The following is a 20,464-nucleotide window of genomic DNA, read 5'->3' as shown; positions in this document are numbered from 1 at the left end:
TCCAGTTCAAAATGATGAAGGGCCAATCACCCTTCCGTCCATGCCAAGCTTGTAGGACTGCGTCGTGCCATCTTCGGCCACCCTGATCAGAATCGACTCAACCCGCCCCTGATTCATCGCATCCCTCATCCTTCTTGCCTCTACGACCCCCACCTTGGAATCAAGACGCTCGTTTATCCATTCACTATCCATCTGCCGCGTACCGTCCCTGTACGGTCCACCCAACCGGCCCGTGTTGTACTTCGCTTCGGTGATCACATAGTCGGGCGGCGGATCCGGGTGGCTGTAGACCCCATCGATGCCATTCTCTCCCGGAGGATACACGCCATCGGTCTTTCCCACTGGCGTCAGGCCCTTGTCCAGCATCGCTTGATGCGCCCTCGCCTCACCGAACGCGGCACCTGCGGCGCGCGTGCGCGGCAGCCGGGTTTCCACCACCCCATCGGCATCCGGCGCCCGGCTTTCCGTGTGCCGACGCTTGCGCAAGCGCAATGCCCGCGCCAATGCGGTGAACGCCTCGCCCAGCTCGTCCAGCAGCGCCGCCAGACGCTGCCCCAACCGCCCGATCCGGGCCGCCCAGGTTGCGCCGCCATAGGCGGTTCCGGCCGTGCCTGCGCTGAACGCGCCCAGCAGCACGCTGATCACGACATTGAGCGCAAACTGGCTGCCGTAGCGCTGGGTCAGCTCCTGCAGCTCGTCTGGCGGCACCGCCTTCGCTCAGTCCGCGGGGAACGCCGCCAACAGCTGCCAGGTCGGGCCGTCGTCGAACAGCAGGATCAGCTGCTCCTTGATCGCACTGGCCTTGTCCAGCACCTGCTCGCCTGCTGCACGATGCCCCGCGATGCGTGCATCCAGCCCGTCCCAGTCGCCCGTCAGCAGCAGTCCGCTCAGTTCGCGCAGTTCCGCATCGGCCTTGAAGCGCAGCACCGCCAGCTGCCACACCGCTTCCACGCTGCCGCTGGCCCAGTCCCATGCGCCTCTGGCCTGGCCTTCGATGCGATTCAGTTCCATCAGGAAGGCCTGATGCGCAGCGCTGGCACTGTTTCATTGCCGCCAGTCCGCAGCAAAATCCTGCCGGGTCTGCTGCACGATGCGCTGCAGGGCCGCGCGAAGGCGTTCGCGGCAGGCCTGGATCTCAGCCGAGTCGGTGCTGTCGGCCTCGTACTGGTAGATCACCTGCACCGGCCCCACGCTTACCTGCGGCAGGCGTGCACGACCTTCGTCATCGAGATGGCCGCTGAGCACGCGGCCATCGGACAGGGTCGCCCGGTAACTGACACCGCGCGCGGGCGTGCAGTCCAGGTCGCCGTAGTGGCAATGCAGCACGACCTCGCGCGTAGCGACCGCATCGCGGGCAACGAAACCGCTGGGCGGCGGCGTGGCGTTCCACAGGTCCACTGCTGCCGGCGCGGCAGGCGGCGCGGAGACCGACGCACCGCCACCGCCACCGCCTCCGCCGTCAACCACATACACCAGCGACTGAGCACCTCCGAGCAACCTGCAGCCACAGGCCAGCGAATCGCCTTCGCGCGCGATCGGCTTGCCATCGAGGATCAGCGTCGGGTCCCCGGTGACGATCTCGAACGCGCCGCCGTGCTTCGGGCACGTTGCCTTGTCGCCCACGCAGGCGACGGCCTTGCCTTCGATATCCGTATTCGACGATCCGGTCAGCACCCGCCCGCCGCCCGTGGTGGCGTCGCCCACCACGATCCACATCCGTGCCATCTGCCATCCGCAAGGAACTTCGATGGCTTCAGGTGACCGGCCGCACGCAGCGCAGGCAATTCAACGCTGACGCAATTGCCTCGACTGCCTGTAAAACGCCTTGCAGCGCAGGCAATTACCGTGGGTGACGCATTCGCCCTATCGTGCTGCAGGCAGGGCTATCGCGTCAGTTTTGCGTGGGGCCTGCCGGAACGCAGCCCCCACCGCGTCTGCTCAGCCTGCCCGACCCGGCGCCACCACCTGTGCACTGGCCGGCCATTGCACCACGGCTTCCAGTCCGCCCTCGGCACGGTTGCGCAGCCACAGCCGCGCGCCGTCCTTCTCGGCCAGAGCGCGCGCAATGGTCAGGCCCAGCCCGGCCCCACCGGTTTCGCGCGAACGCGAGGTTTCCACCCGCACGAACGGGTCGAACACGGCTTCCAGCTGGTCGTCGGCCAGGCCGGGGCCATCATCGGCCACCACCACGGTGATGCTGCCGCCGCCCCGCTCGATGCGCACCCGCACGCGCTGGCCGTACATCACCGCGTTGTCCACCAGGTTCGAGAACAGGCGGTGCATCGCCAGTGGCCGCAGCATCAGCACCGCATCGCTCCTGCCCTCGAAGACGACATCGGCCCCACCTTCTGCGGTGTCCTCGACGATGCTCTCCAGCAGCGAATCCAGGTCCAGTGCAGCGCGCTGCTCGGCGCTCTCGGCACTTCGGGCCAGTTCCAGGCCTTCGCGGACCAGTGCCTGCATCGCAGCCAGATCGCCGATCAGGCGCTCGCGCAGTGCCTCATCGGTCACGTTCTCCAGCCGCAGGCGCAGGCGGGTCAGCGGTGTCTGCAGATCGTGGGTGATCGCCGCCAGCATCTGCGTACGCTCGGCCAGGTGTCGCTGCAGGCGGTGCTGCATGGCATTGAAGGCCTCGGCGGCGCGCTGTACTTCACGCGGGCCGCGCAGCGGCAGCGGATCGCGCTGCAGGTCGTCGCCAAGATCCTCGGCGGCGGCGGCCAGCTCCTGCAGCGGTGCGCTGGCCATGCGGGCCACGATGTAGGCCAGTACCGCGATGGCCAGCACAAGCAGGGTCAGGAACAGCGGGTCCACGGCCAGGATGCCGTTGTGGGCCACCGCCGGGGAATCCAGTGCCAGCTTCAGCAACGTACCGTCGTTGAGGGTGACGTCCACCGCGCGGCATTTGGGCGGGATGAACGCCGGATCGCGCTCGCGAGGATGCTTGCGGTAGCCGGGCGGCGGCGGTGGCAGCAGTTCCTGCAGCCTGGGAATGCAGGAGCGGAACGAAGTGAAGTGCACCTGCGCCCGCGCGACCGGGCCCGGGCGGTCCTCCAGCACTTCCATCAGCGCAGCATCGGCACGTCCCACGCGCGCACCGGACTGCAGCGCGCGCACGCTCGGCCCGCCCACTTCCAGCAGGCGCTCGCGCAGCTCGGGATTGCCGTCGAGCAGATTGACGTAGCCCTGCAGGCGATCGGCGATGCGGTTGAGGTTCTGCCGCTCGAACTCCTGCTGCCGCTTGGAGGTGGCCAGCATGGTCGCGCCGATCGCCGCCACCGACATGCCCAGCAGCAGGATCACGAACAGCCGCCCGACCATCGAGGACAGAAAGTGGCGCAGGCGATTCATCGCGGCTTATTCCAGGTTGACGGCCGAGGCGAGGACATAGCCTTCGTTGCGCACGGTCTTGATCAGCCCGTCGGGACCACCATCGTCACCCAGCTTGTTGCGCAGGCGGCTGACCTGCAGGTCGATCGCGCGATCCTGCGCCTCATAGTTACGGCCGCTGCTGAGCGCGACCAGCTGCTCACGCGACAGGACCTTGTTGGCATGTGCGATGAACACCCGCAGCAGGCGGAACTCCGCGCCGGACAGCACCACCACGCGCCCGTCCGGATCGACCAGGTGGCGGTGCTCCAGATCGAACACCCAGCGCGAGAATCGTGCACGGCGCACCGCCAGTGGCTCCAGATTGGCCGGCAGGGCTTCGGTACGGCGCAGCACGTTGCGGATGCGCGCCAGCAGCTCGCGCGGCTCGAACGGCTTGGCCAGATAGTCATCGGCGCCCATTTCCAGGCCCAGCACGCGATCGATCGGTTCCGCGCGGGCGGTCAGCATGATCACCGGCGTGTTCGAGCGTGCCCGCAGGTCACGGCACAGGGTCAGGCCATCCTCGCGCGGCAGGTTGAGGTCGAGCACGATCAGGTCCACGTGTTCGCGCTCCAGCAGCTGGCGCATGCTGGTGCCATCGGCCGCCGTGCTGACCTGGTAGCCGGCGCGGCCGAGCTGCTCGGCCAGCAGGGTGCGGATGTCGTTGTCGTCGTCGACGATCAGCAGTCGATGCATCGGGTTTTCAGTCTCCATGTCGCGGATCATCCCGTGTCGGGAGCTGAACCGCATCCTGGCCAATGCGTACCACTGTATCCACCCGCGGGCCGGATACCTGTCGATACGCGCTTTCGCCGACAGTGTTACACACAGACACACCCTGAGGATTGAGCGGTTGATCGCCCGGTCTTCACAATGCCCACCATCGCCGCCATCGCGGCACCGAGAGTGAAGCCACCACGTGATCCGCCGCCTGTTGCCCGCAACCCGCCGGGGCCGCCTGATGCTGGCCGCCCTGCTCGTCCTGATCGCTGCCGTGGCCGCCTGGTGGCTGCTGCGCAAGCCGGCCGCTCCGGCCCTGGCCACCACCCCCGTAGGCCGTGGCGACATCGAACAGACCGTTGAGGCGACCGGCGTGATCGACGCCTACAAGCTGGTCAGCGTAGGTGCGCAGGCCTCCGGCCAGATCAAATCGCTGAAGGTGCAGCTGGGCGATACGGTGAAGGAAGGCGACCTGATCGCCGAGATCGACGCCACCACCCAGCAGAACCAGGTACTCAACGCACAGGCCTCGCTGGACCAGGTGATCGCGCAGCGGGCGGTGCAGCAGGCGACACTGCGCCAGGCCGAGCTGGAATTCGCACGCCAGCAGCAGATGCTGGCCGCCGAGGCCACCTCCCGCCAGGAGTACGATGCCGCCGAAGCACAGCTGAAAACCGCGCGCGCCCAGCTGCAGTCCTACGAGGCACAGATCAAGGGTCGCGAAACCGAGCTGGGTACCGCCCGGGCCAACCTGGCCTACACCCGGATCACCGCGCCGATGGACGGCACCGTGGTCGCCGTGGTGGCCGAGGAAGGCCGCACGGTGAACGCCAACCAGACCGCGCCGACCATCGTCATGCTGGCGCGCCTGGACGTGGTGACGGTCAATGCCGAGGTGTCCGAGGCGGACGTTGTGAAGATCAAGGCCGGCATGCCGGTGTACTTCACGACGCTGGGCGACCCGGACCGGAAGTATCACGCCACGCTGCGGCAGATCAATCCGGCACCGGCATCGATTGCCAATGAAAGCTCGTCCAGCTCCAGCAGCTCTTCCAGTTCCAGCTCCAGCAGCGCGGTGTACTACAACGCCCTGTTCGACGTGGAGAACCCGGACGGCACCCTGCGCATCGACATGACCGCGCAGGTGTCGGTCCTGCTCAAGCAGGCCAAGGGCGTGCTGATGGTACCGGCGGTGGCACTGGGGCCGAAGACCCGCGACGGCGAGCGCGTGGTACGGGTGGTGGATGATCGGGGCCAGCCACAACCGCGCAAGGTCAAGGTCGGCATCAACAACGGTGCATCGGCTGAAATCCTCTCAGGCCTGCAGGAGGGCGAACGCGTGGTGGTCGGCGAGGCCAGCGCCGCGGCAGCGTCTGCGGGCGGCGGCAACCGGGGAGGCATGCAGATGCGCGTCGGCGGCCCGGGCATGGGCCCGCGCCGATGAGCACGACGGCGCCGTTGCTGCGCCTGCGTGACCTGCGACGCGAGTTCCCGGCCGGCGACGACGTCATTGCCGTGCTGCGCGACGTCAACCTGGACATCCACGCCGGCGAAATGGTCGCCATCGTCGGCCAGTCCGGTTCGGGCAAGTCCACCCTGATGAACATCCTCGGCTGCCTGGATCGCCCCACCCGGGGCAGCTACCAGGTGGCCGGCCGCGAAACCGGCCGGATGCAGCCGGACGAGCTGGCCGAACTGCGGCGCGGGCATAGACGCTCAAGGCCAGCGATGCCGATGCGCTCTCACGGCAGAGCTACGTGGACAGCGCCACGCCCAGCGTGTCGACCTCGGTCACCGCGCGTTACCGCAACCAGTCCTCCACCGCCCAGGTCAGCGGCGTTGGCGAGCAGTTCTTCCGGGTGAAGGGCGTGACCCTGCTCAGTGGCAGCTTCTTCGATGCCGATGCGGTGCGAGGGCTGGCCCAGGTCGCGATCATCGACGAGAACACCCAGACCCAGTTCTTCCCCGATGTCGATCCTGTCGGCCAGGTCATCCTGCTCGGCAACGTGCCGGTGCGGGTGGTCGGTGTCGCCAAGCGGCAGAGCTTCGGTTTTGGTGGCAGCACCAGTCTCAGCATCTGGGTGCCGTACACGACCGTGATGTCACGCATGCTGGGCCAGAGTCACGTCTCCAGCATCACCGTGCGCGTGGATGACGCCACGCCGATGGACGCCGCGCAGGAGGCGATCACCCGCCTGCTGACGATGCGCCATGGTACCGAGGATTTCTTCCTCAGCAACAGCGCCGAAATCCGCGAGACCATCGAGCAGACCACACGCACGATGACCCTGCTGATCGGCGCGATCGCCGCCATCGCACTGCTGGTCGGTGGCATCGGCGTGATGAACATCATGCTGGTCTCGGTCACCGAGCGGACCCGCGAGATCGGTGTGCGCATGGCCGTGGGTGCCCGGCAGAGTGACATCCGCCAGCAGTTCCTGATCGAGGCGGTGCTGGTGTGCCTGCTCGGAGGCCTGCTCGGCGTCGGCCTGGCGCTGCTGCTGGGCTCGATGATCGGACGTTTCGCCAGCGACTTCCAGGTGCTGTTCTCCACCGCTTCGATCATCGCCGCATTTGCCTGTTCCACCCTGATCGGCGTGGGCTTCGGCTTCCTTCCCGCGCGCAATGCCGCGCAGCTCGACCCGGTGGAGGCCCTGGCCCGCGAATGAAGACGATGCCCATGCTCCCCTTTCCTGCTCCCTCGCGCCTGCTGCTGGCCGGCGCCGTACTGATTGCCCTGTCCGGCTGTGCCTCGGTCGGCCGTTATCCGGTTGCCGATCCCGACGTGGCTGCTACTTATGGGCGTGGCAATGCCGCACTCAACGCACCGGTGGACGCTCCGCGCAGCAGCCTGGATACGCCTGCCCGCGACATCCGAGAGGATGTCTGGTGGAGCGGTTTCGGCGATGAACGTCTGGACCGGCTGGTGGCCCGGGCGCTGGCCGCCAACAGTGACCTTGCCGCCGCCGGCCTGGCCGTGCAGCGTTCCCGCCTGCAGGCCGGACTGACCAGCAACGCGCTTTGGCCACAGCCGTCCTCGTCGGGCGTCAGTGGCAGCGGCAGCCGTGCCACCGACCAGGCCGACGACTGGCGCCGCAGCTATTCCACCGGCGTTTCGCTGGCCTGGGAAGTCGATCTGTGGGGCCGGCTGAGGACCCAGCGCGACATCGCACGCTGGGAGGCTGAAGCCACCGAGGAAGATCGACAGAACACCGCCCTGCTGGTGATCGGCGATGCCATCAGCCAGTACTGGGCGTTGGCGTATCTCAACCAGTCGATCAGCACCGGCCAGGCCAACCTGGAGCGGCTGGAACGCACCCGCGAACTGGTCCAGGCCCGTTTCGACGCCGGTGCGGTTTCGCGCCTGGAAGTACGCCAGGCCCTGCAGAACCTGCAGTCGCAGCGCGCTGCGCAGAGTGCGCTGGAACAGCAGCGCGTGGAAGTGCGCAATGCGCTGACCGTGCTGCTCGACGGCACCCCCTGGCCGCAACAGGACGAGCCGCAGAACCTGCTGCAGGCACGCAGCCCTGCCATCGCTGAAGGCCTGCCGGCGGACCTGCTCGCTCGCCGTCCCGACCTGCGCGCGGCCGAGCTGCGGCTGCGCAACAGCCTGAAGACGATCAAGGTCACCGCCACCCAGTACTACCCGGCGTTGAGCCTGACCGGCAGCCTCGGTTCCAGCGCGACCTCGCTGGGCGATGTCCTGCGCAATCCGGTGGCCACGCTCGGTGCCGGCCTGTCCCTGCCCTTCCTCAACCTGCAGCGCGCACAGCTGGATACCGACGTGGCCGGTACCAACTACCAGATCGCCGCGACCGGGTTCCGCAAGACGCTGTACACCGCCCTGTCGGAAGTGGACAACGCGCTGTCGGCACGCGAGCAGCTGGCGCGCCAGGTGGCGGCGTCGCAGGCCTCGTATGACGAGGCGGTGGAAGTGGAACGCATGCAGGAAGTGCGCTACCGCGTGGGTGCCACCGACCTGCGGACCTGGCTGGAAGCCCAGCAGACCCGGCGCGATGCGGAGTTGTCACTGGCCCGCGTCCGGCAGAGCCAGTTGACCAACGATGTGACGCTGTTCAAGGCGCTGGGCGGCAGCGCGGGGTAGCGCCGGGCCATGCCCGGCGGCGTAGAGCGCGGCACGCCATGAGCGTGGTCGGACTGGATCCGCCGGGCATGGCCCGGCGCTGCCACGGGACGATCAGCCGCGCTGGCGCACGGCCTCGAACAGGCTGACGCCCGCGGCGACCGATACGTTCAGGCTCTCGATCTCGCCCGGCATCGGGATCTTGACCAGTCCATCGCAGTTCTCGCGGGTCAGGCGGCGCAGGCCGTCGGCTTCACCCCCCAGCACCAGGGCGATGTTGCCCTTCAGGTCCAGATCGTACAGCGACGCGGTCGCTTCACCGGCCAGGCCGTAGATCCACACGCCCTGCTTCTGCAGATCCTTCAGGCAGCGCGACAGGTTGGTCACGGCCACCACCGGGATACGGTCGGCGGCGCCGGCCGAGGTCTTGCGCACGGTGGCATTCACCGTCGCCGACTTGTCCTTGGGAATGATCACCGCAGTGGCACCGGCCGCCGCGGCCGAACGCAGGCAGGCGCCCAGGTTGTGCGGGTCCTGTACCTCATCCAGCACCAGCAGCAGGGCCCGGCCTTCAGCGGCAGTGACCAGTCCTTCCAGTTCATTCTCGCTGTAGGTGCGCGCAGCGGCATAGCGCGCGGCCACGCCCTGGTGGCGGACCGCACCGCCAACGCCGTCCAGCGCCTGCGCGGTGACCCGGCGGACATCGATCCCCTTGCGGCGCGCGTTCTCTTCGATTTCGGTCAGGCGTGGATTCTTCGCACCGGCCTCGACCAGCACTTCGCGGACGTTCTCGGCGTCGTTCTCGATGGAGGAGGCGACGGCGTTGACGCCGACGATCCACTGGCTGTTCTTGCTCATGCGGGCGGGACCGGAAAGGGGGTGGCTATGGTAGAGCATCGGCGACGGCCGCGCTTCGCGCTCGCCGGGCAGGGCCCGGCGCTACCCGCCGTTCACCCTTCGGCTGAACGGCTGCGCGGCGGCCAGTGTGGCGTGTCGTGGTCGGGATGCTGGTGGGAAACGATCGCAGCCAGGAAGTCCAGCGCCGCCACGTCCTCCTCCGTCCGCCGTGCCGGCAGGCTGCCCAGGGCGTCGACGAAGGGCAGCTTGCGCTCGACACCGTACTGGATCGTCGGCGGCAACCGTTCCGGCTGATCAAACGCCCCCGCCGCCACGGCCATGCCGTCGGGGGCTTCATAGGTCAGCGGCGTGCCGCAGTCGCCGCAGAAACCGCGCCGGACCACATTGGAGGAATGGAAATAGCGCGGCTGGCCGCGGGTCCAGCTGAACTGCACGCCGCGCACCGAGACCAAAGGCGCGTAATACGCGCCAAAGGCCTTCTGGCACATCCGGCAGTGGCAGATCGAACTGTCGGACAGTTCACCGCGCACCTGGAAGCGGATGGCACCGCACTGGCAGCCGCCGCTGTACTCGGGTTGGCCCTGCATGCTGCTTTCCTCCGGAACGGGCTCTACGGATCAGTACTTCTCTTTCCTGCGCTTGGTCGGTTTGCCGCGTTCGGGCAGCGGCGACAGTCCTGCCTCTTCTTCCTCGCCCTTGTGTTCGACCAGCCGGAAGTCGATCTTGCGCTCTTCCATGCTGGCCTTCAGTACGAGGATGCGCACGCGGTCACCCAGCCGGTAGCTGCTGCCACGACGTTCACCGGTCAGTGTCTTGCGGGTCGCATCGAACTTGTAATAGTCCTGCGGCAGCTGGGTGACATGGACCAGGCCCTGCACCTTGGAATCGTCCAGTTCCACGAACAGGCCGAAGCTGGTCACGCCACTGATCACGCCATCGAACTGGCCGCCGACATGCTTCTCCATCCACGCGGCCCGGTAACGCTCGTCGACCTCGCGTTCGGCCTCGTCAGCGCGGCGCTCGCGCTCGGAGCACTGCAGCGCCAGCGCTGCCATCTCGCGTGCGGTGTAGGTGAACTTGTCCAGCGGCCTGCCCGACAACGCATGCTTGATCGCGCGATGCACCAGCAGATCGGGATAGCGGCGGATCGGCGAAGTGAAGTGCGCGTACGCCTCCAGCGCGAGCCCGAAGTGACCGTGGTTGTCCGGACTGTAGACGGCCAGGCTCTGGCTGCGCAGCAGCACCGACTCCAGCAGCGTGGCATCGGGACGGTCGCGGATCTTCTTCAACAGCTTGGTGTAGTCACCGGGGCGCACCTTCGACCACGGCGGCAGGCTCAGCTTGAACTCCTTGAGGAATTCCAGCAGGTCGGCGTACTTGGTCTCCGGCGGCTTCTCGTGGACGCGGTACGGCGCCGGCACATGGTGCGACAGCAGGTACTTCGCCGCCTCCACGTTGGCGGCGATCATGCATTCCTCGATCAGCTTGTGCGCGTCGTTGCGCACCAGCATGCCGGCCTGGGTGACTTCGCCACGATTGTCCAGCACGAAGCGCACTTCACTGCTCTCGAACTCGATGGCCCCGCGCTTTGCACGTGCCTTGGCCAGCACCTTGTACAGCTGGTGCAGGCGCTGCACCTGGGGCAGCAGATCGCCGATGACGGCCTTCGCGCCGGCATCGTCCTCGCCCACGGCCTGCCACACCTGGGTATAGGTCAGGCGTGCGTGCGAATTCATCACCGCTTCGTAGAAGCGCGAGTGGACGACCTGGCCATCGCGGTCGATCTGCATGTCGCAGACGAAGCACATGCGGTCGACCTTGGGCATCAGCGAGCAGATACCGTTGGACAGGGTCTCCGGCAGCATCGGTACGACGAAGCCCGGGAAGTACACCGAGGTAGCGCGCTTCTGCGCCTCCTCATCCAGCGGCGTGCCCGGACGCACATAGTTGGAGACATCGGCGATGGCCACCACCAGACGGAATCCCTCCGGGTTCGGCTCGCAATACACCGCATCGTCGAAGTCCTTGGCATCCTCGCCATCGATGGTCACCAGCGGCGTGCGACGCAGGTCGACGCGGTCGCCGATCATCGCCGGCTCGACCACCAGCGGCACCGCGGCGGCCTCGTCCAGCACCTCCTGCGGAAACTCGAACGGCAGCTCGTGGCCATGGATGGCGGTCTCCACCACCAGCGAGGCGGTCAGCTTGTCACCCAGTACCGCGATGATGCGGCCGATCGGCGGACGGCGGCTGTCCGGCGCCTGCGTCAGCTCGCAGACCACCAGCTGGCCATCACGCGCACCTCCGGTCTGATCAGGCGGCACCTGCACGTTGCGCTGCACGCGCTTGTCATCAGGCACCACGTAATTGATGCCCATCTCGATGCTGAAGCGACCGATCAGACGGGTCATGCCGCGCTCGAGCACGCGGGCGATGCTGCCTTCGCGGCGGCCGCGATGATCGATGCCGGTGACACGCGCCAGCACCTTGTCGCCGTGCATCACCTTGCGCATTTCATAGGGCGGCAGGAACAGGTCGTCGCCGCCCTCGACCGGGCGCAGGAACCCGAATCCTTCCGGATTGGCGATCACCACACCGGTGACCAGGCTCAGCGCCTGCACCGGCGCGAAACCTCCACGGCGGTTCTGTACCAGCTGGCCATCGCGGACCATCGCACCCAGCCGGCGCGACAGCGCTTCGGCCCGGTCCGGCGCGGTCAGGCCCAGGCGGGCACCCAGTTCCTCGGCAGTCTGCGGCCCTTCGCAGCGCTCCAGCAGGGCCAGAATGGCCTCGCGGCTGGCGATGGGCTGTTCGTACTTCTCGGCTTCGCGGGACGCGTAGGGATCCTCGATCACCTTGCCGGCCGGCGGCAGCTTGCGGCCCGGCGCCGGTCCCGGTGCGTCGCCACCACGGCCCGGGCGACCGCGCGGCGGTGCGCCGCCACCCCCCAGCTCCGGGAACCAGCCCGGCAGTGGCTTGCCCGGCTGGGAGGTACGGGCTGCACCCGTCTTGGCGCCCTTCTTCGGGGCCTGGCTGCGGGACTTGCTCCCGCCCTTGCTTGGTTTTTTGGTAGTCATCGCCCTCCATGGTAGCCGCTGACGGCGTGCAGAACCGGTCAGCGACCCGCTTGCAGGCGCCACGTGAAAAAACTCCGCGAAGTCGTTGACAGCCTGCGGATTCATCTTCACAATTGCGCCTCTGGAACGCCCAGGTGGCGGAATTGGTAGACGCACTAGTTTCAGGTACTAGCGGGTAAAACCGTGGAGGTTCGAGTCCTCTCCTGGGCACCAACGAAAAATCTCCTCGCCTCGGCGGGGATTTTTTTTGCCCGCGTTTCCTGCCGTCGTTCCGCAGCGTGGCCGGGCGTTCACAAGGGTGTTGACACCCCCGTCACGGCACCCCATAATCTCGCTCCTCGACGCCCAGGTGGCGGAATTGGTAGACGCACTAGTTTCAGGTACTAGCGGGTAAAACCGTGGAGGTTCGAGTCCTCTCCTGGGCACCACGTCGAGACTGAGAAAAACCCGCGAAAGCGGGTTTTTTCATGTCCGGGCGCCAGCCAACGGGATCAGAACAGCGGTCGCAGCACCAGCTCCAGGCCCAGCAGCAGCAGGAAGCCCAGGAAGCACACGCGGAACACCCGCGCACTGATCCGCTGCCGGATCACCTGCCCCAGCCACATGCCCGCCAGCGCCGGCAACACCGCCAGCGCGCTCAATCCCAGCTGCTGCACACCGAATGCGCCGTGCAGCACCAGCCCACCCGTCAACGAGAGGGTCGACACCGTGAACGCCAGGCCCAGCGCCTGCACCAGCTCTTCGCGCTGCAGCCCCAGCGACTGCAGGTACGGCACCGCCGGCATCACGAACACACCGGTCGCCCCGGTCACCACGCCTGACAACGCCCCCACCAGCGGCCCCAGCCAACGCTCACGCCGCTGCGGCACACGGAATACCGGCGCAACCAAGGCGTACAGCGCATACACCACCAGCGCCACGCCCAGCGCCACGCGCGACCACGTGCGGTCGACCCGCACCAGCAACGTCGCCGCGCCCAGGGTCACCACCACCACGGCCAGCATCATCGGCCACAGGCGTCGCACGATCGGCCCCAGTGATGGCCCGGCCAGCAGTTGCCAGGCGTTGGTGACGAAGGTCGGAATGAACAGCATCGACGCCGCCGCCACCGGCGACAGCGCCCCTCCCAGCAGGCCCATCGCCACGGTCGGCAGGCCCATGCCGGTCACGCCCTTGACCCCCCCCGCCAGCATGAACACGGCGACCAGCAGACCATAGAAGAATGTCGTCTCACTCATGCCGTCATTGGAACCGGCGCGCCTTCCGCGCACAATGCGGCTTATGCGCCCCACCCTTCGGCTGACCCGAAGGCAGGCGGCACGCAACGAGGGCCGTGACATGCGGATGGACATCGCCGACCTGCGCCTGTTCCTGGCCGTGGCCGACGCCGGCAGCATCACCGCAGGCGCCGCGCAGGCAAACCTGGCGCTGGGCTCTGCCAGCGAACGCCTGCGGGCGATCGAGAACGACGCGGGCACCGCGCTGCTGGTGCGTCACCCGCGCGGCGTGAGCCTGACCGAAGCCGGTGCCGCCCTCGCCCACCACGCGCGCCAGATCCTGCATCAACAGGCACAGCTGCGTGGCGAACTGCAGGCCTTCGCGAAGGGCGCGCGCGGCACCCTGCACCTGTATGCCAACACCGCCGCACTGACCAGCTACCTGCCTTCCCGGTTGGCTCCCTGGCTGGCCGAACGCCCACGCCTGCACGTCGAACTGCACGAACGCACCAGCCCTGAAGTGGTCCGCGCCCTGACCGCTGGCCAGGCCGAAGCGGGAATCATCAGTGATGCGGTCGAGGCAACCGGCCTGCAACGCCATGTCGTTGCCGAGGATCCCCTGGTGATGCTGCTGCCCGCAGGCCATCGTTTCGCGGCCCGTCGCACGCTGGCCTTCGCCGATGTGGCCAGCGAAACCTTCGTCGCGCTGGCCGATGGCAATGCGCTGCAGACCTACATCGAAGCGCAGGCACGCGACATCGGCCATCGGTTGGACGTGCGCATCCGCATGAAGACCTTCGAAGGCGTGTGCATCATGGTGGGTCACGGCATCGGCGTGGGTATCGTGCCGCGCACCATCGCCCGCCAGCACCGCCGCGCGACACAGGCGCTGGCGGTGCCCCTCGCGGATGCGTGGGCACAGCGCCGCCTGTGTGCCTGCTTCGCCGACTGGACACGACTGTCGACAGCGATGCGCAGCCTGCTGCTGCACCTCGGCGTGGAAGCGGAGAAAAAAGCATGAAATGGTGTTGACACATCCGATGCCGTACCGCAGAATTCCCCTCCTGAGTCGCCCAGGTGGCGGAATTGGTAGACGCACTAGTTTCAGGTACTAGCGGGTAAAACCGTGGAGGTTCGAGTCCTCTCCTGGGCACCACGACTCATGATGATGAAACCCGCGAAAGCGGGTTTTTTCGTTTCCGGAATCCGCAGCGTCAACGCAAGGGCGACGCCTTCCGCGCGTTGCGCGAACGCCGCCTGGCAGAACTCACCACAGACAAAAACCCCGCCTTGCGGCGGGGTCGACATACAGCGCCGTGTTTGCGGGCAGTTTCAGTGCCCGCCACCGGCCGCTGCACCGGCACCGGCACCGAACGGCGGCTTGGCCAGCCACAGGAAGGTGATGATGGCCAGGAAGATCCAGCCCAGCAGGAAGAAGATGTCGTTGAAGCCCATCTGCGATGCCTGGTGGTTGATCATGGTGTTGAGCACCGCTGCACCATGCTGCAGGTCACCCTGCCCCATCGCCGCAACCTGGTCCTGCATGCCCGGCTGATAGGCCGAAATGTGTTCGGTCAGATCGGCGTGGTGCACCTGCGTGCGACGTGCCCACAGCCAGGTGGTCAGCGATGCTGCGAAACTGCCGCCCAGCGTGCGCAGGAACGTGGCCAGGCCCGAACCCGCGGCAATTTCGCGACCATCCAGATCCGACAGCAGGATCTGTAGAACTGGCATGAAGAACAGCGCCACGCCGATGCCCATGATCAGCTGCACGCCGGCCACGTGCTGGAAGTCCACCTGCAGATTGAAGCCCGAGCGCAGGAAGCTGGTCATCGACAGGAACACGAAGGCGATGGTCGCCAGCATGCGCATGTCGAAGCGCGAGGCATACTTGCCCACGAACGGCGTCATGATCACCGGCAGCACGCCGATCGGCGCCGTCGCCAGCCCTGCCCAGATCGCCGTGTACCCCATGTCGCGCTGCAGCCACTGCGGAATCAGCAGGGCCACGCTGAAGAATGCGGCATAGGCCACCACCATCGCCAGCGTGCCGGCGCGGAAGTTGCGGTGGCGGAACAGTTTCAGGTCGACGATCGGGTCCTTGTCGGTCAGTTCCCAGATCAGGAACACCGTCAGCGCCACGACCGCCACGCAGGCCAGCACCACGATCCGGGTGGAGGAGAACCAGTCCTCGTCGTTGCCCAGGTCGAGCACCAGCTGCAGTGCGCCGACGCCGATCACCAGCGTGATCAGGCCGACGTAGTCCATCTTCGGCTTCTCCACGTGTTCCGGACGGCCCTTCAGCTGGTTGCCCACCACCAGCGCGGCGAAGATGCCCAGGGGCACGTTGATCAGGAAGATCCATTCCCAGCTGTAGTTGTCCGTGATCCAGCCCCCGAGGATCGGCCCGCAGATCGGCGCGACCACGGTGATCATCGCCAGCAGCGCCAACGCCTGCCCGCGTTTCTCGCGTGGATAGATCGAGACCAGCAACGACTGCGTGATCGGATACATCGGGCCGGCCACGAAGCCCTGCAGGGCGCGCGACACCACCAGCATGCCCATGCTCTGCGCCAGGCCACACAACAGCGAGGTGATGACGAAGGCCAGCGTGGCCCAGACGAACAGCTTGCGCTCGCCGAAACGGCGGCTGAGCCAGCCGGTCAGCGGCAGTGCGATGGCCGTGCTGACCGCGAACGAAGTGATGACCCACGTCGCCTGCTGCGAACTGGCGCCGAGATTGCCGGCGATGGTCGGCAGCGAGACGTTGGCGATGGTGGTGTCGAGCACCTGCATGAAGGAGGCCATCGCCAGGCCCACGGTGCACAGGGCCACGCTCGGCGGCAGGAACCCGGCGGCCGCACCCGGCGCCGCCGGTGCGCCCGGGCTTCCGGGCGCGGCTGGAGCTTGGGCGGACATGGCGACCTCAGCCCACCTTCGACTGCTGCGGCACGTTGCCCTGGATGATCGAGTGGATCACCTCGTCGGCATCATGCAGCTGCTTGGCATAGACGTCGGTGTCGAACACCGTGCCCTTGGCCGGGGCGCTCGGCAGCACCTCGCCCTTCTGGTCGCGCAGGCTCACCTCGGCCTTCATCGACAGGCCGATACGCAACGGATGTTCGGCAAGCTGCTTGGCATCGATGGCGATGCGCACCGGAACGCGCTGCACGATCTTGATCCAGTTGCCGCTGGCGTTCTGCGCCGGCAGCAGCGAGAACGCCGAGCCGGTCCCCAGACCCAGGCTCTGCACGCGGCCCTTGTACTTCACATCGCCGGCGTACAGGTCAGACTTCAGCTCCACTTCCTGGCCCAGGCGCATGTGGCGCAGCTGGGTTTCCTTGAAGTTGGCCTCGACCCACATCTGCTCGGTCGGCACCACGGCCATCAGTGCGGCACCCGGCTGCACACGCTGGCCCACCTGCACCGAGCGACGGGCCACATAACCGGTGACCGGCGCGACGATGCCGGCGCGGGCATTGTTGAGGTAGGCCTGGCGCAGCTGCGCGGCGGCCGCCTGCACGTCGGGCTGGGTGGCGATCACCGTATCGTCGACCAGCGCACGGTTGCGCTCGACGGTCTCGCGCGAACCGGCCACCGCTGCTTCCGCCGCCGCCAGCTCATCGCGGGCATGGGCGAGTTCTTCGTTGGAGATGGCACCGGTGGCGGCCAGATCCCTGCGGCGGGCGAAGTCCTCGCGCACGCGCTTCAGGGTCACCTGACGGGCATTCAGGTCTGCCTGCGCGCCTTCCACGCTGCGATACAGGCCACGGGTCTGGCGAACGGTCTTGGCCAGGTTGGCTTCAGCCTGCTGCAGGGCCACGGACGTATCGGCCGGGTCCAGCTGCACCAGCAGCTGGCCACGCTCCACGCGCATGCCGTCATCGGCATTGATGGCGACCACGGTGCCTGCCACCAGCGGGGTGATCTGTACGAGGTTGCCCTGCACGTAGGCATCGTCGGTTTCTTCGAACCAACGGCCGAACATGAAATACCACAGCGCCAGTGCGGCAAGCAGCAGCACGACGATGACGAACAGGCCCCGCAGCAGGTTGCTGCGGCGGTTGGAGGCGGCCGGGGCCGCAGTGTCTTGGGTCTGGCTCATGGCGGAGATCTTCAGGAATGCGAGGAATCGGAATGGGAGGCAAGCGGCGCGCGATCAGCATCACTGGGCTGGAAGCCGCCGCCCAGCGCCTTGCTCAGGCGCACCGAGGTCTGCACCTGCTGCGACTGCAGGCTGGCCAGCTGCTGTTGTGACTGCAGCAGGGTGGACTGTGCGGACAGCACATCCAGGTAGCTGCCGATGCCGGCGCGGTAACGCTGCCCGGCCAGGTCGAACGCTGCACGCGCCGTGTCCACGGCCTGCTCCTGCGACTGCGCCTGCTGCGCCAGCGAGCGCACCGCATTGACCTGGTCGGCCACGTCGCGCAGTGCGTCAAGCACCGCCTGGTTGTAATTGGCCACCGCCAGGTCGTACTGCGCATCGGTGTCGGCCAGGTTGGCGCGCAGCTTGCCGCCTTCGAAGATCGGCAGGCTCAGCGCCGGGCCGATGTAGGCGAAGGAGGAACTGCTCTGCAGCAGATCGCCGACATTCGGCGCCACCACGCCGGCCAGCGCGGTCAGGTTGAGGCTCGGGTAGAACTTCGTCCTGGCGACCTTGATCTGCTTGTTGGCCGCTTCCACGCGCCAGCGTGCGGCGACGATGTCAGGACGACGGCCGAGCAGCTCGCTGGGCAGCACGCCTGGCAGCTGCAGGGCCGTCGGATTCAACGGCTGCGGACGCTCGATCGTCAGGCCACGGTCGGGGCCCTTGCCGACCAGGGCAGCCAATGCGGTGCGGGCGGCGTCGATGCGTTGCTGCGCGGCCTGCACCTGCTGTTGCGCGGCGGGCACGCGGGCTTCGGCCTGGCGCACCTGCAGATCGCTGTCGATGCCAGCGCGGCGACGCTGCCGGGTCAGTTCCAGCGACTTCTGCGACCGCGTCAGTTCTTCCTCGGCGACATCGTCGAGCTGCCACGCGTAAGCAAGGTCCGCATAGGCCTGGGCGATGCCGGTGGACAGGTTCAGGCGTGCGGCCTGGGCCTCCACGGTGGCGGCATGCGCGCCATCCACGGCCGCTTCCCAGGCGGCGCGCTTGCCGCCCCACAGGTCGATGCCGTAGCTGAAGTCGAAAGCGACCTGGCTGCTGCCTGCGTAGTGGCCACCGATCTCGTCGCCGGCCATCGACTCGGGCAGGCGAAGCCCGGTATAGCCGCCGGAAACGGAGAGACTGGGCAGGCGGTCAGCGCGTGCGGTACCGACCTTGGCCTGCGCCTGGCGCAGACGTGCGTCGGCGGCGTCCAGGCTCGGATGACCGGCCAGGCCTTCGGCGATCAGCGCGTCCAGCTGCGCGTCGCCCAATGCCTTCCACCAGTCCTGTGCGGGGAAGCCGGTGGCACTGAGATCGGTGTCGGCCAGGGTGCGCTCGCTGTGCAGGCTGTCCACATCGAGCAGGCGGCCCTGCGGTTCGAGGCCGCGGCTGCTGGCGCAGGCGGCCAGCGCCAGCGCCAGCGCCGACAGCAGCAGCGCGCGCCCGGACCGGCGGAATGAGGAATGCGGGATCGGGTTCATGGGGTCGTCAGGGAATCGCGGATTCGGGTCAGGAGGGACAACAGCAGCGTGCGCTCGTCGGCGGACAGATCGCGCAGGGCGTAATCCATCACCGCGTCGCCGCGCAGCTTCAAGCGCGCCCACAGTGCGCGGCCTTCATCGGTCAGCACGATCTGCAGCGCACGGCGGTCCTGCGCATGTGCCTCGCGGCGAACGCAGCCCAGGGCTTCCAGCTTGTCCAGCAGGCGGGTGACGGCACTGGGTACCTGGTCGATGGCCTGGGCCAGTTCGTTGGCGGTACAGGGGGCCATGTTCGAGAGCACCTTCAACCCGATGTAGTGGGTGAAGCCGATGCCCAGGTCTTCTTCGGCCATGGACGCGTCAAGCTGGCGGACCAGGCCGTCGCGCACCTGGCGCAGCAGCAGGCCGAAGCTGGGGGGAGTGGTTGCAGGACAGATCATGGGAGTGCATTCTCTTCCAAAAAAAATATTTCTCAATGGAAATATTCGATCTGGCATCGAATGCTGTGTTGCAGCAGCGGGCTGGATCAGTGAAGGCGCCTACCTTAATGGCGCCCCAGGATGGCCCGGTAGTACCATCAAGCCAATGAATGACACATTCCAGCCATCGGACAGGATGAACAAGGGGGACATCGCCCCGGCCCGGCAGTTGCTGCGCAACGAGGCGCTGGACTGGTTCGAGCGCAACGATGGCCCGCCGGTCGTCGGTTTCCGCTTCGACAGTCCGCAGGGGCTCGCCCGTGAAGTCGACTGGCACCATCACCAGCGTGCGCAGCTGATCTGCGTCGAACGCGGCCTGCTGACCACCCGCACCTCGCATGGAACGTGGTCGCTGGCGCCCGGTTCGGCCGGCTGGATGCCGCCCTTGGAACCTCACACGGTCGCTCTGGACGGCCCGCTGCGTGGCTGGGGCATGGCGCTGGCCGCGCCGGCCTGCACTGCCCTTCCCGCCGCCCCCTGCGTGCTGGGCCTGTCCAGGCTGGCGCAGGCACTGGCGGACCGGATCTGCAGCTGGTCGCTCGACCAGGTCGCCACGCCCGAGCACCAGCACATCATCGAGGTTCTGCTGGATGAGATCCGCACCGCACCGCGCCAGCGCATGCACCTGCCGATGCCGCACGATCGGCGCCTGCTGAAGATCGCCTCGCAGCTGCTGGCCGATCCCTCCGACGAGCGCAGCCTGGCCGAATGGGCGCATTGGGCCGGGCTTTCGCCGCGCAGCCTGACCCGCCACTTCCGCGACGAGACCACGCTGAGCTTCGCGCAGTGGCGCCAGCAGGCCCGTCTGTCCGAAGCGCTGCGGCAGCTGACCGATGGCCGCAGCGTGGCCGATATCGCCCATGCGCTGGGCTTCAGCAGCGCCAGCGCTTTCGTCACCGTGTTCCGCCGCCATTTCGGCCTGCCGCCCGGGCGCTACCTGGCGCGGGCCGGGAATGGACTGGAAACCGGCCTGGACCCTGCGCGCGGCTTGGCATCCCCGGCCGCATCCGGATAATCACAGGATTGCGAGCGGCGACCGCCGTCGCCGCC

Annotated in this window: 17 protein-coding genes, 3 tRNA genes and 2 pseudogenes; 9 read left to right on the top strand and 13 right to left on the bottom strand. The window is 67.4% G+C overall.

All coding sequences use genetic code 11. The features are described from left to right. Positions 1–6: 6 nt before the first annotated feature. The 5 genes from ACZK08_RS06165 to ACZK08_RS06145 all read right to left on the bottom strand — a co-directional run bounded on the left by ACZK08_RS06165 (position 7) and on the right by ACZK08_RS06145 (position 4,083). Complete coding sequence (locus tag ACZK08_RS06165) at positions 7–708, bottom strand: hypothetical protein (protein WP_196768720.1); 702 nt, start codon at positions 706–708, stop codon at positions 7–9. A gap of 9 nt (positions 709–717) precedes the next feature. Then, a complete protein-coding gene (locus tag ACZK08_RS06160) occupies positions 718–1,011 on the bottom strand; it encodes a hypothetical protein (protein ID WP_065181194.1) in 294 nt (97 codons plus the stop codon). 33 nt (positions 1,012–1,044) lie between these two features. Further along, a complete protein-coding gene (locus ACZK08_RS06155; RefSeq protein ID WP_065181193.1) occupies positions 1,045–1,725 on the bottom strand; it encodes a PAAR domain-containing protein in 681 nt (226 codons plus the stop codon). A 213-nt stretch (positions 1,726–1,938) separates the two neighbouring features. Beyond that, positions 1,939–3,348 (bottom strand): ATP-binding protein, encoded by a 1,410-nt coding sequence (locus ACZK08_RS06150; protein ID WP_053518188.1) that lies wholly within the window; start codon positions 3,346–3,348, stop codon positions 1,939–1,941. A gap of 6 nt (positions 3,349–3,354) precedes the next feature. Then, complete coding sequence (locus ACZK08_RS06145) at positions 3,355–4,083, bottom strand: response regulator (protein WP_053518224.1); 729 nt, start codon at positions 4,081–4,083, stop codon at positions 3,355–3,357. Between the two features lie 205 nt (positions 4,084–4,288). Here ACZK08_RS06145 and ACZK08_RS06140 point away from each other — a divergent pair, with 205 nt between their 5' ends. The 4 genes and pseudogenes from ACZK08_RS06140 to ACZK08_RS06125 all read left to right on the top strand — a co-directional run bounded on the left by ACZK08_RS06140 (position 4,289) and on the right by ACZK08_RS06125 (position 8,194). After that, positions 4,289–5,533 (top strand): efflux RND transporter periplasmic adaptor subunit, encoded by a 1,245-nt coding sequence (locus tag ACZK08_RS06140; protein WP_111185757.1) that lies wholly within the window; start codon positions 4,289–4,291, stop codon positions 5,531–5,533. After that, positions 5,530–5,718 (top strand): annotated as a pseudogene (locus ACZK08_RS06135) (ATP-binding cassette domain-containing protein); the annotation flags it as partial. The gene ACZK08_RS06140 and the pseudogene ACZK08_RS06135, both read left to right, overlap by 4 nt. An 83-nt stretch (positions 5,719–5,801) precedes the next feature. Further along, positions 5,802–6,758 (top strand): annotated as a pseudogene (locus ACZK08_RS06130) (ABC transporter permease); the annotation flags it as partial. After that, complete coding sequence (locus ACZK08_RS06125; protein WP_065181191.1) at positions 6,755–8,194, top strand: efflux transporter outer membrane subunit; 1,440 nt, start codon at positions 6,755–6,757, stop codon at positions 8,192–8,194. The pseudogene ACZK08_RS06130 and the gene ACZK08_RS06125, both read left to right, overlap by 4 nt. Before the next feature lie 93 nt (positions 8,195–8,287). Here ACZK08_RS06125 and rlmB read toward each other — a convergent pair whose 3' ends face one another. The 3 genes from rlmB to rnr all read right to left on the bottom strand — a co-directional run bounded on the left by rlmB (position 8,288) and on the right by rnr (position 12,108). Further along, positions 8,288–9,031 carry a 23S rRNA (guanosine(2251)-2'-O)-methyltransferase RlmB gene (gene rlmB / locus ACZK08_RS06120; RefSeq protein ID WP_053518184.1) on the bottom strand — a complete coding sequence of 248 codons (744 nt, stop codon included), beginning with the start codon at positions 9,029–9,031 and terminating at the stop codon, positions 8,288–8,290. Positions 9,032–9,123: 92 nt separating this feature from the next. After that, positions 9,124–9,618, bottom strand: coding sequence for a GFA family protein (locus ACZK08_RS06115; protein WP_065181190.1), 495 nt, complete (start codon positions 9,616–9,618; stop codon positions 9,124–9,126). Positions 9,619–9,648: 30 nt separating this feature from the next. Beyond that, entirely contained in the window at positions 9,649–12,108 is a 2,460-nt protein-coding gene (gene rnr, locus ACZK08_RS06110) for a ribonuclease R (RefSeq protein ID WP_065181189.1), read from the bottom strand. A 128-nt stretch (positions 12,109–12,236) separates the two neighbouring features. On the opposite strand from rnr, the gene ACZK08_RS06105 reads away from it, so the two are divergent. Beyond that, positions 12,237–12,321 (top strand) — tRNA-Leu (locus tag ACZK08_RS06105). 130 nt (positions 12,322–12,451) lie between these two features. Beyond that, positions 12,452–12,536, top strand: a tRNA-Leu gene (locus ACZK08_RS06100). A 63-nt stretch (positions 12,537–12,599) separates the two neighbouring features. Here the strand turns inward: ACZK08_RS06100 and ACZK08_RS06095 are convergent. After that, positions 12,600–13,346 carry a sulfite exporter TauE/SafE family protein gene (locus ACZK08_RS06095; protein ID WP_065181188.1) on the bottom strand — a complete coding sequence of 249 codons (747 nt, stop codon included), beginning with the start codon at positions 13,344–13,346 and terminating at the stop codon, positions 12,600–12,602. Between the two features lie 100 nt (positions 13,347–13,446). Between ACZK08_RS06095 and ACZK08_RS06090 the strand changes: the two genes are divergently transcribed. Both ACZK08_RS06090 and ACZK08_RS06085 read left to right on the top strand, forming a co-directional pair. Then, positions 13,447–14,346, top strand: a complete 900-nt coding sequence (locus tag ACZK08_RS06090; protein ID WP_065181187.1) for a LysR family transcriptional regulator — start codon at positions 13,447–13,449, stop codon at positions 14,344–14,346. 50 nt (positions 14,347–14,396) lie between these two features. After that, positions 14,397–14,481: transfer RNA gene (locus ACZK08_RS06085), tRNA-Leu, on the top strand. 176 nt (positions 14,482–14,657) lie between these two features. Here ACZK08_RS06085 and emrB read toward each other — a convergent pair. Genes emrB through emrR form a run of 4 tightly spaced genes read right to left on the bottom strand, consistent with a single transcriptional unit; the run spans position 14,658 to position 19,375 of the window. Continuing rightward, positions 14,658–16,244, bottom strand: coding sequence for a multidrug efflux MFS transporter permease subunit EmrB (gene emrB / locus ACZK08_RS06080; RefSeq protein WP_053518356.1), 1,587 nt, complete (start codon positions 16,242–16,244; stop codon positions 14,658–14,660). Between the two features lie 7 nt (positions 16,245–16,251). Next, positions 16,252–17,430 (bottom strand): multidrug efflux MFS transporter periplasmic adaptor subunit EmrA, encoded by a 1,179-nt coding sequence (emrA, locus tag ACZK08_RS06075; RefSeq protein ID WP_053518354.1) that lies wholly within the window; start codon positions 17,428–17,430, stop codon positions 16,252–16,254. Positions 17,431–17,441: 11 nt separating this feature from the next. Next, positions 17,442–18,935, bottom strand: a complete 1,494-nt coding sequence (gene emrC / locus ACZK08_RS06070) for a multidrug efflux transporter outer membrane subunit EmrC (RefSeq protein WP_065181186.1) — start codon at positions 18,933–18,935, stop codon at positions 17,442–17,444. Next, positions 18,932–19,375 (bottom strand): multidrug efflux system transcriptional regulator EmrR, encoded by a 444-nt coding sequence (gene emrR, locus ACZK08_RS06065; protein WP_053518351.1) that lies wholly within the window; start codon positions 19,373–19,375, stop codon positions 18,932–18,934. The genes emrC and emrR overlap by 4 nt, the downstream gene beginning before the upstream one ends. A 145-nt stretch (positions 19,376–19,520) precedes the next feature. Here emrR and ACZK08_RS06060 point away from each other — a divergent pair, with 145 nt between their 5' ends. After that, on the top strand, positions 19,521–20,429 hold the full coding sequence (locus tag ACZK08_RS06060; RefSeq protein WP_065181185.1) for a helix-turn-helix domain-containing protein: 909 nt from the start codon (positions 19,521–19,523) through the stop codon (positions 20,427–20,429). Positions 20,430–20,464 lie beyond the last annotated feature (35 nt).

The sequence above is a fragment of the Stenotrophomonas sp. 112478_Sma genome, from assembly GCF_056479905.1.
The sequence above is the reverse complement of the archived record's forward strand: the minus strand, read 5'-3'. Positions and strand labels throughout refer to the sequence as shown.

Excerpts from the sequence above, each read along its gene's own strand:
- ACZK08_RS06160 (WP_065181194.1), bottom strand. The coding sequence starts at position 1,011 with ATGGAACTGAATCGCATCGAAGGCCAGGCCAGAGGCGCATGGGACTGG.
- ACZK08_RS06155 (WP_065181193.1), bottom strand. The coding sequence starts at position 1,725 with ATGGCACGGATGTGGATCGTGGTGGGCGACGCCACCACGGGCGGCGGG.
- emrR (WP_053518351.1), bottom strand. The coding sequence starts at position 19,375 with ATGATCTGTCCTGCAACCACTCCCCCCAGCTTCGGCCTGCTGCTGCGC.
- ACZK08_RS06090 (WP_065181187.1), top strand. The coding sequence starts at position 13,447 with ATGCGGATGGACATCGCCGACCTGCGCCTGTTCCTGGCCGTGGCCGAC.
- ACZK08_RS06125 (WP_065181191.1), top strand. The coding sequence starts at position 6,755 with ATGAAGACGATGCCCATGCTCCCCTTTCCTGCTCCCTCGCGCCTGCTG.
- ACZK08_RS06145 (WP_053518224.1), bottom strand. The coding sequence starts at position 4,083 with ATGGAGACTGAAAACCCGATGCATCGACTGCTGATCGTCGACGACGAC.
- rnr (WP_065181189.1), bottom strand. The coding sequence starts at position 12,108 with ATGACTACCAAAAAACCAAGCAAGGGCGGGAGCAAGTCCCGCAGCCAG.
- emrA (WP_053518354.1), bottom strand. The coding sequence starts at position 17,430 with ATGAGCCAGACCCAAGACACTGCGGCCCCGGCCGCCTCCAACCGCCGC.
- ACZK08_RS06060 (WP_065181185.1), top strand. The coding sequence starts at position 19,521 with ATGAATGACACATTCCAGCCATCGGACAGGATGAACAAGGGGGACATC.
- ACZK08_RS06150 (WP_053518188.1), bottom strand. The coding sequence starts at position 3,348 with ATGAATCGCCTGCGCCACTTTCTGTCCTCGATGGTCGGGCGGCTGTTC.
- emrC (WP_065181186.1), bottom strand. The coding sequence starts at position 18,935 with ATGAACCCGATCCCGCATTCCTCATTCCGCCGGTCCGGGCGCGCGCTG.
- emrB (WP_053518356.1), bottom strand. The coding sequence starts at position 16,244 with ATGTCCGCCCAAGCTCCAGCCGCGCCCGGAAGCCCGGGCGCACCGGCG.
- rlmB (WP_053518184.1), bottom strand. The coding sequence starts at position 9,031 with ATGAGCAAGAACAGCCAGTGGATCGTCGGCGTCAACGCCGTCGCCTCC.
- ACZK08_RS06115 (WP_065181190.1), bottom strand. The coding sequence starts at position 9,618 with ATGCAGGGCCAACCCGAGTACAGCGGCGGCTGCCAGTGCGGTGCCATC.
- ACZK08_RS06095 (WP_065181188.1), bottom strand. The coding sequence starts at position 13,346 with ATGAGTGAGACGACATTCTTCTATGGTCTGCTGGTCGCCGTGTTCATG.